This is a genomic window from Nocardioides jensenii JCM 1364 = NBRC 14755, from assembly GCF_001552535.1.
Taxonomy (GTDB): Bacteria; Actinomycetota; Actinomycetes; order Propionibacteriales; family Nocardioidaceae; genus Nocardioides; species Nocardioides jensenii.
This window is the reverse complement of the sequence record NZ_BCRJ01000143.1, coordinates 1-7,214: the sequence shown is the minus strand read 5'-3', so window position 1 is coordinate 7,214 and position 7,214 is coordinate 1. Positions and strand designations below refer to the sequence as shown.

The following is a 7,214-nucleotide window of genomic DNA, read 5'->3' as shown; positions in this document are numbered from 1 at the left end:
CCCCGCCACAGGCTCGCGTCGTCGTCCCAGGTCACCGAGGTGACCCGGGTGTCGAACGTGACGTTGCGACGGACGTCGAAGCGGTCGGCGACGTGGTTGAGGTACGTCAGGATCTCCGGCTGTGCCGGGTAGCGCTCGCTCCAGTGCCACTCCTGCTGGAGCTCCTCGTCGAAGGAGTAGGAGTAGTGCACGCTCTCGATGTCGACCCGGGCGCCGGGGTAGCGGTTCCAGTACCACGTGCCGCCGACGTCGCTGGCCGCGTCGAACGCGTGGACGTCCAGGCCCATCCGGTCACGGAACTTGTGGATGGCGTAGATGCCGGCGAATCCGGCACCGACCACGATGACGTCGTGGCTCTGGTTCTCTGTCATGGGGACACTCCTCGATCGGCGGACCGTCATCGTGACCGCGGTCACACGCCCGGGACACGGGTGGAACCACCCGTTCGGCCACCCCATTGGATGCGGAGGGCCGCTCGGCAGTCGCGCACGGTGGCCCGGGTCACAGTTCGGCGACTAGGGTTCGCCAGCATGGGCCCACGTGTCGGGGAGCGGCTGACGACCTTCATCGGTCGCGACGAGATGCTGGGTGACGTCCGTGGGCTGCTCGGTTCTGCTCGGCTCGTGACCCTCACCGGCACCGGCGGCGCTGGCAAGACCAGGCTGGCCCTGGAGCTGATGGAGCGCACCGGCCACCTCTTCGCAGACGGTACGACGTTCGTCGACCTCGCCAGTCTCGGTGGTCCGGCTGCCGTGGCGCCGGCAATGGTGGCCGCCCTCGAGGTCGCCGACCAGTCCACCCGGACCCCGGTGGAGCAGCTGCACCGCCACCTTGCCGACAAGACCATGCTGGTGGTGATCGACAACTGCGAGCACGTCCTCGAAGCCTCCGCCGACCTGGTCGCCGAGCTTCTCGACGCGGCCTCCGGCGTCACGATCGTGGCCACCAGCCGGGAGCCGCTCGGCCTGCCGAGCGAGCAGGTGTTCCCGGTCGGACCCCTCGAAGGAGCCGACGCCGTCCGGTTGCTGGCGGACCGTGCCAGGCACCACCTTCCCGGCTTCGAGGTCACTGCGGAGAACCGGGCGGTCGTCGACGAGCTCTGCACGACCCTCGACGGACTGCCGCTCGCGATCGAGCTCGCGGCCACACGCTTGCGGACGCTGTCGGTGACGCAGCTGCTGGCGCGGCTCCATCACCGGTTCCAGCTGCTCAAGGGCGACGTGCGCGGCAGGCTGCCGCGGCACCAGGCCCTGTGGGACCTCGTGGACTGGAGTCACGAGCTGTGCGCGCCTGACGAAAAGCTCGTGTGGGCTCGGCTCTCCGTCTTCCGGGGAGGCCTGGACCTGGCCGCCGTCGAGACGGTCTGCGGGTTCGGTGAGCTCGCCCCCGAGCAGCTGCTCGACCTGCTCGACCACCTGGTGGCCAAGTCGATCGTCATCGCCGAGCCGGGCGGCTCCGAGATGCGCTACCGCATGCTGGTGACGATGCGCGAGTACGCCGCGGAGAAGCTCGAGGCTGCCGGGGAGACAGACGAGTTGAGCCGGCGTCACCGCGACCACTACCTGGGCCTGGCCCGGGACATGGTCGAGTCGTGGTGTGGTCCCGGGCAACCCGCAGCGCTGTCCGTCATGCGCCGCGACCACGCCAACGTCCTTGCCGCGCTGGAATGGTCCGCGACGACCCCCGGGGAGCAGGAGCAGGCCGCTCAGCTCGGGTCGTTCCTGCGCTACCACTGGATCGCCGGCGGCTTCCTCAGTGACGGACGGCGCTGGCTGGAGCGGATCTTGTCCCTCGACCTCGGCCGGACGCCGTCGCACGGCGCGGCCCTGTGGGTGGCCGCGTGGGTCTGCCTGATCCAGGGCGACCGGGACGCGGGCGCCCGGCACCTGGAGAGCGCTCGTCTTCTCGCGACCGAGCTCGATGACGCGCATCTGATGGCGCACGTCAATGCGTGGACCGGCCTGCTGGAGCTGTTCAGTGGAAATCTGACCGCCTCGATCGCGGCGTACCACCAGGCGCTCGTGACGTTCGAGGAGGTGGGCGACGACGCCGCGGCCCAGACGGCGATGTTCCAGTTGGCGATGGCGGAGTACTTCGAGGTGGGCCCGACCGAGTCGCTGGCCACGTGTCGCCGGGTGCTCGCCCTGTGCGCCAGGAACGGCGAGGGCTGGTGTCGGGCCTACTCCTTGTGGATCACCGGCATGTGTCACTGGCGGCTCGACGACCAGGTGGCGGCCAAGGCTGCCGTGGTGGAGGCACTGGAGCTGCAGCGTGACTTCCAGGACGGCATCTGCATCGCACTGACTCTCGAGCTTGCCTCATGGGTCGCCACATCGAACGGCAACTTCGAGAACTCCGCCGCCCTGTACGGCGCGGCGACCGCGGTCTGGGGCCTGCTCGGCACCGACATCGATGCGTTCGGTCCCGACATCAGTGCCGACAGCCGTCGCGTCGTGGCCCGGGTGGACGTCGAGATCGGTCACCCGCACGCCGAGCGGCTGCGCGAGGCGCAGAGGAGCCTGGACCGCATCGGCGCTGTCATGCTCGGTCTCGGCACTGCGGCCAACCCTGCGGGCGCCGCCTCGTCCAGCCCCCTCACCAAGCGCGAGCAGCAGGTGGCGGAGCTGGTCGCCGAAGGGCTGAGCAATCGGCAGATTGCCGAGCAGCTGGTGATCTCCAACCGCACCGTGGACGGCCACGTGGAGCGGATTCTGGCCAAGCTCGAGGTTCGCTCGCGCACCCAGGTGGCCACCTGGGTCCTCGGTCAGCGGTCCTGACCCGAGGGCACCGATGACCCGCCTCCGTGGTGAGGGATCGCACGGCATAACGGTCGGCCAGCCGGCGTTGTCGAGGTGTGCACATTCTCGACTCCCTTGTGATCGGCGCCGGGCAGGCGGGACTCTCGACGAGCTTCCACCTGCGGCGTCTGGGTCTCGACCACGTCGTGCTCGACGCGAATCCGCGAGCGGGTGGCGCCTGGCAGCACCGGTGGGACTCGCTGACGATGGCCGACGTCCACGGTGTCGCGGACCTGCCCGACGCGCCCGCACCCGGTCGGTCCCACGACCGGGCCAACGAGGTCGTCCCTTCCTGGTTCGCCGACTACGAGAGCGATCACGGGCTGCCGGTGATCCGCCCGGTCGACGTGCACCGCGTGGAGGACGACGACGGGCTGCTCCGGGTCACCGCCGGCGTGCGGCACTGGCTCACCCGCACCGTGGTCAACGCCACCGGAACGTGGACCCGGCCGTTCGTGCCGACGTACCCGGGCATCGAGGTGTTCACCGGCGAGCAGTGGCACACCGCCGACTACCCGGGCCCGAGCCACCTCGCCGGCAAGCGCGTGCTGGTCGTCGGTGGTGGCGCCTCGGCCGTGCAGTTCCTCGGCGAGCTGGCCCCGATCGCCGACACCGTCTGGGTGACCCGGCGCGAACCGGTCTGGCGCACCGACGACTTCACCCCCGAGATCGGCCGGGCCGCGGTCGCCATGGTCGAGGACCGCGTCCGCCGTGGGTTGCCGCCGCGCAGCGTGGTCAGTGTGACCGGCCTGGTGCTGCGCGAGCAGGAGCGTGAGGCCGAGCGCCTGGGCGCCTACCGACGACGCCGACCGATGTTCTCCCGGATCGAGCCGGACGGCGTGCGCTGGCAGGACGGCAGCTGCGAGGCGGTCGACGTGATCCTGTGGGCGACCGGCTTCCGGCCGGCGATCTCCCATCTCGCGCCGCTCCACCTGCGCAGCGAGTACGGCGGCATCCGGCTCGACGGCACCACCGCCGTGGCCGACGCGCGCGTGCAGCTGGTCGGCTACGGGCCCTCCGCCAGCACCATCGGCGCCAACCGGGCAGGACGTCGTGCCGCCGTGGCGGTCTCGACGTTCCTCGAGTCCGACGGGCTGACCGCCACCGGCTGATCGGCGCGGTGTCGGGCACTGACCAGATGAGGTCGCTCCCGCTAGTGTGACGGGCATGGAGGGCACCCCCGGACCCCACGAGATGCGCATCTCGGACGCCGACCGGCACAAGGTGGCCGAGGTGTTGCGCGAAGCCGCCGGCGAGGGGCGGATCGACTTCGACGAGCTCGACGAGCGACTCGAGGCGACGTACGCCGCCAAGGTCTATGCCGACCTCGTGCCGATCACGGTCGACCTGCCCACCAAGGGGCTGGATCTGCCACGGCCGCTGCAGGCCGACGACCCGGCTCGCCGGTCGACGCCGGCCGCGTCGCTTCCCGCAGGTGTGAACGCGCCCACGCACAAGTCCTCGCTGGCAATCATGGGAGGCCAGGACCGGCGCGGGGTCTGGCAGGTCGGCAGGACCCACACCGCGTTCGCCCTGATGGGTGGCATCGACATCGACCTGCGTCAGGCGATCCTGACCGAGCACGAGACCACGATCATCGCCAACACGGTGATGGGCGGCATCGACGTCATCGTCAACGCGTTCACCGTGGTGATCGTCGAGGGCCTCGGCATCATGGGCGACTTCAGCCAGGGGCGCGACCGGACCGAGGCCCAGCTCGGCCCGGACTCCCCGATCGTGCGGGTGAAGGGCTTCGCGTTGATGGGCGGTGTCACCGTCGTGCGCAAGCCGATGCCCGGCGAGGGCAGGCGCCGGCGCGGGCACGGCGAGCTGCCCGGCCACTGAGCCCACGGTTCTCATGGCCTGCTGATTGCGCTATGGTCGCAGCACATTCCACCACGGGGGCTCGCGGCAGCGGGCTGAGATGGGGCTGAAGCCGCTCTGACCGTTGAACCTGAACCGGGTAATGCCGGCGCAGGAAGCGAGGAGCGATTCCCGTGCTTGCACGTATTTTCTGCCTGGTCGACGCGACCGACGACCTGTCCCTGCTGCCCGCACTCGCCGACGCCGGCATCGACGGCTTCCAGGTGCGGGCGAAGTCCGCGACCACCCGCTCGCTGATGGCGTGCGTGGCGGCGGCGCTCGACACGGGCGCGATGGTCGTGGTCAACGACCGTCTTGACGTGGCGCTGGCTGCCGGTGCCCACGGTGTGCACCTCGGTGCCTCGGACCTGCCGGTGGCCGCGGCTCGACGGATCGCTCCGGAGCTGGTCATCGGGGCCACCTGCCGCGACCTCCCGTCCCTGCGCCAGGCCCGTGTTGACGGTGCCTCCTACGCCGGCTTCGGGCCCCTGTTCGAGACCACCTCCAAGCCCGGACTTCCCGCTCCACTGGGGCTCTCGGCACTGTCCGCCTGCGTCGGGGTCCTGCCGTTGATCGGCATCGGCGGGGTCTCGGCGGCCACGGCACCGGGCGTACTCGCCGCCGGCGCCCACGGTGTCGCGGTGATCGGCTCGATCTGGCGACAACCCGATCCCGTGCGGGCAGCGAAGGAACTCGTGAACGCGGTCGCCTGATGCGGGTGCTCGTGCTCGGCGCAGGGATCATCGGGCTCTCCTGCGCCGAGGAGCTGTTGCGCCGTGGGCACCAGGTGTCCGTCGTGGACCCCGCGCCCGGCTCCGGTGCGTCGTACGCCGCGGCCGGCATGCTGTCGCCGTCGAGCGAGGTCTGGCACACCGAGCGGGACCTGCTTCGGCTGGGCCTGTCGAGCATCGAACTCTGGCCGTCGTACGCCGGCCGGCTCGGGGTTCACCTGCACCGCACCGGGACGCTGCTGGTCGGGTTCGACCGGGGCGACCTGCAGCACGTGGAACGCCAGGCCGCCCTGCTGGAGTCGTTCGGTGCGGCCCCCGAGATGCTGACTGGGTCGGCCGCCCGACGCCTCGAGCCGACGCTCTCACCGCGTGCCACCGGAGCGGCTCTTCTCAGCGAGGACCACAGCGTTGATCCGCGTTCGGTGGTCGAGGCCCTCCTCTCCCGTGTGGGCCGTGCTCGGGACGACCCGGAACCGAGGGAGTGCGACGTCACGGTGGTCGCCACCGGTGCGCGGCTGCCCGAGCCCTGGTCGAGCCTGGTGCGAGGTGTGCGCGGTGAGATCCTGCGGGCGCACACCGACGACCCGCCGACGAGGACGATCCGCGGCTGGGTGCACGGCGAGCCGTTGTACGTCGTCCCGCGGGCCGACGGCGGTGTGGTCATCGGAGCCACCGCGGAGGAGCACGACGCCGATCCTGTCGTGACGCTGGGCGGCGTCGCCCGGCTGCTCGACTCCGCGCGGCTCCTGGTGCCCGGTCTGGACCGGGCCACGTTCATCGAGGCGTGCGCGCGTGACCGGCCCGGCACCCCGGACAACGTGCCGCTGGTCGGACCTGCGCCGGGTCGTGACGACGTGATCCTGGCTGCCGGCTTCTTCCGGCACGGCGTGCTGCTCGCTCCGCTGGCCGCACAACTCGTGGCTGACCACCTCGAGACCGGGCACCTCGACCCCGCTCTCGACCCTCGCCGCTTCGACGTCGCCGCTGCGCGGGTCGACGCGGACCGACTCGTCCATGCGCCGAGCGGGCGCGAACCGACGTACAGGAAGGACAACGCGTGAAGATCACCCTCAACGGAGAACCCACCGACCTGCCCACCGGGAGTGCGGTCGCCGTGCTCGCGCCGTGTGCCGGGAGTGCCGTCGCGGTCAACGGCAGTGTGGTGCCGCGCAGCGCGCACGCCACACGACACCTCGAGGACGGCGACGTGGTCGAGGTCGTGACGGCGGTGCAGGGCGGATGAGCCTCGTCATCGACGGAGTTCCCCTGCCGTCCCGACTGTTCCTCGGCACCGGCGGCCTGCCGCAGCTGTCCCTGCTCGACCCCGTGCTCGACGCCGCCGAACCCGCGTTGGTCACGGTGAGCATGCGGCGCACGTCGAGCACCGGGGCCGGTGGACTGCTCGACCTGCTGACCCGGCGCGGCCTGCGGATCCTGCCGAACACCGCCGGCTGCCTCTCGGCCCGAGAGGCCGTGCTCACCGCCGAGCTGGCCCGCGAGGCGCTGGAGACCGACTGGGTCAAGCTCGAGGTGATCGGCGACGAGACCAGCCTGATGCCCGATGCCGTGGAGCTGCTCGAAGCGGCGGAGACCCTGGTGGGCAAGGGATTCACGGTCCTGCCCTACACCACCGACGACCCCGTCCTGGCCCGGCGCCTGGCCGATGCCGGGTGCGCCGCGGTGATGCCGCTGGGCTCGCCGATCGGCTCGGGGCTGGGCGTGCTCAACCCGCATGCGATCGAAGCCGTGGTCGCCGCCGTCGACGTGCCCGTGGTGCTCGACGCCGGGGTCGGCACGGCCTCGGACGCGGCGCTGGCGATGG

Annotated in this window: 8 protein-coding genes and 1 riboswitch; of the genes, 7 read left to right on the top strand and 1 reads right to left on the bottom strand. The window is 71.2% G+C overall.

Annotated elements, in window-relative coordinates:
- Positions 1-371, bottom strand: a 371-nt coding sequence (locus NJ4_RS23885; RefSeq protein ID WP_157551326.1) for an NAD(P)-binding protein, incomplete at its 3' end; no start/stop codon positions are given.
- 159 nt (positions 372-530) lie between these two features.
- Between NJ4_RS23885 and NJ4_RS23880 the strand changes: the two genes are divergently transcribed.
- From NJ4_RS23880 to NJ4_RS23850, 7 genes are all read left to right on the top strand, one after another.
- Positions 531-2,777, top strand: a complete 2,247-nt coding sequence (locus NJ4_RS23880; protein ID WP_067441649.1) for an ATP-binding protein — start codon at positions 531-533, stop codon at positions 2,775-2,777.
- A 77-nt stretch (positions 2,778-2,854) separates the two neighbouring features.
- Positions 2,855-3,910: an NAD(P)-binding domain-containing protein gene (locus NJ4_RS23875; protein WP_067441644.1), complete on the top strand. Its 1,056-nt coding sequence runs from the start codon at positions 2,855-2,857 to the stop codon at positions 3,908-3,910.
- 55 nt (positions 3,911-3,965) lie between these two features.
- Positions 3,966-4,643 carry a DUF1707 SHOCT-like domain-containing protein gene (locus NJ4_RS23870; protein WP_067441641.1) on the top strand — a complete coding sequence of 226 codons (678 nt, stop codon included), beginning with the start codon at positions 3,966-3,968 and terminating at the stop codon, positions 4,641-4,643.
- Positions 4,644-4,686: 43 nt separating this feature from the next.
- Positions 4,687-4,797, top strand: a riboswitch (TPP riboswitch).
- Positions 4,796-5,374, top strand: a complete 579-nt coding sequence (locus NJ4_RS23865; RefSeq protein ID WP_067441638.1) for a thiamine phosphate synthase — start codon at positions 4,796-4,798, stop codon at positions 5,372-5,374. Its footprint overlaps the riboswitch before it by 2 nt.
- Complete coding sequence (gene thiO, locus NJ4_RS23860; protein ID WP_067441635.1) at positions 5,374-6,453, top strand: glycine oxidase ThiO; 1,080 nt, start codon at positions 5,374-5,376, stop codon at positions 6,451-6,453. The genes NJ4_RS23865 and thiO overlap by 1 nt, the downstream gene beginning before the upstream one ends.
- Complete coding sequence (gene thiS, locus NJ4_RS23855) at positions 6,450-6,635, top strand: sulfur carrier protein ThiS (RefSeq protein ID WP_067441632.1); 186 nt, start codon at positions 6,450-6,452, stop codon at positions 6,633-6,635. Before thiO ends, thiS begins: the two co-directional genes overlap by 4 nt.
- On the top strand, positions 6,632-7,214 hold a 583-nt coding region (locus tag NJ4_RS23850; RefSeq protein ID WP_067441629.1), incomplete at its 3' end, for a beta/alpha barrel domain-containing protein. The genes thiS and NJ4_RS23850, both read left to right, overlap by 4 nt.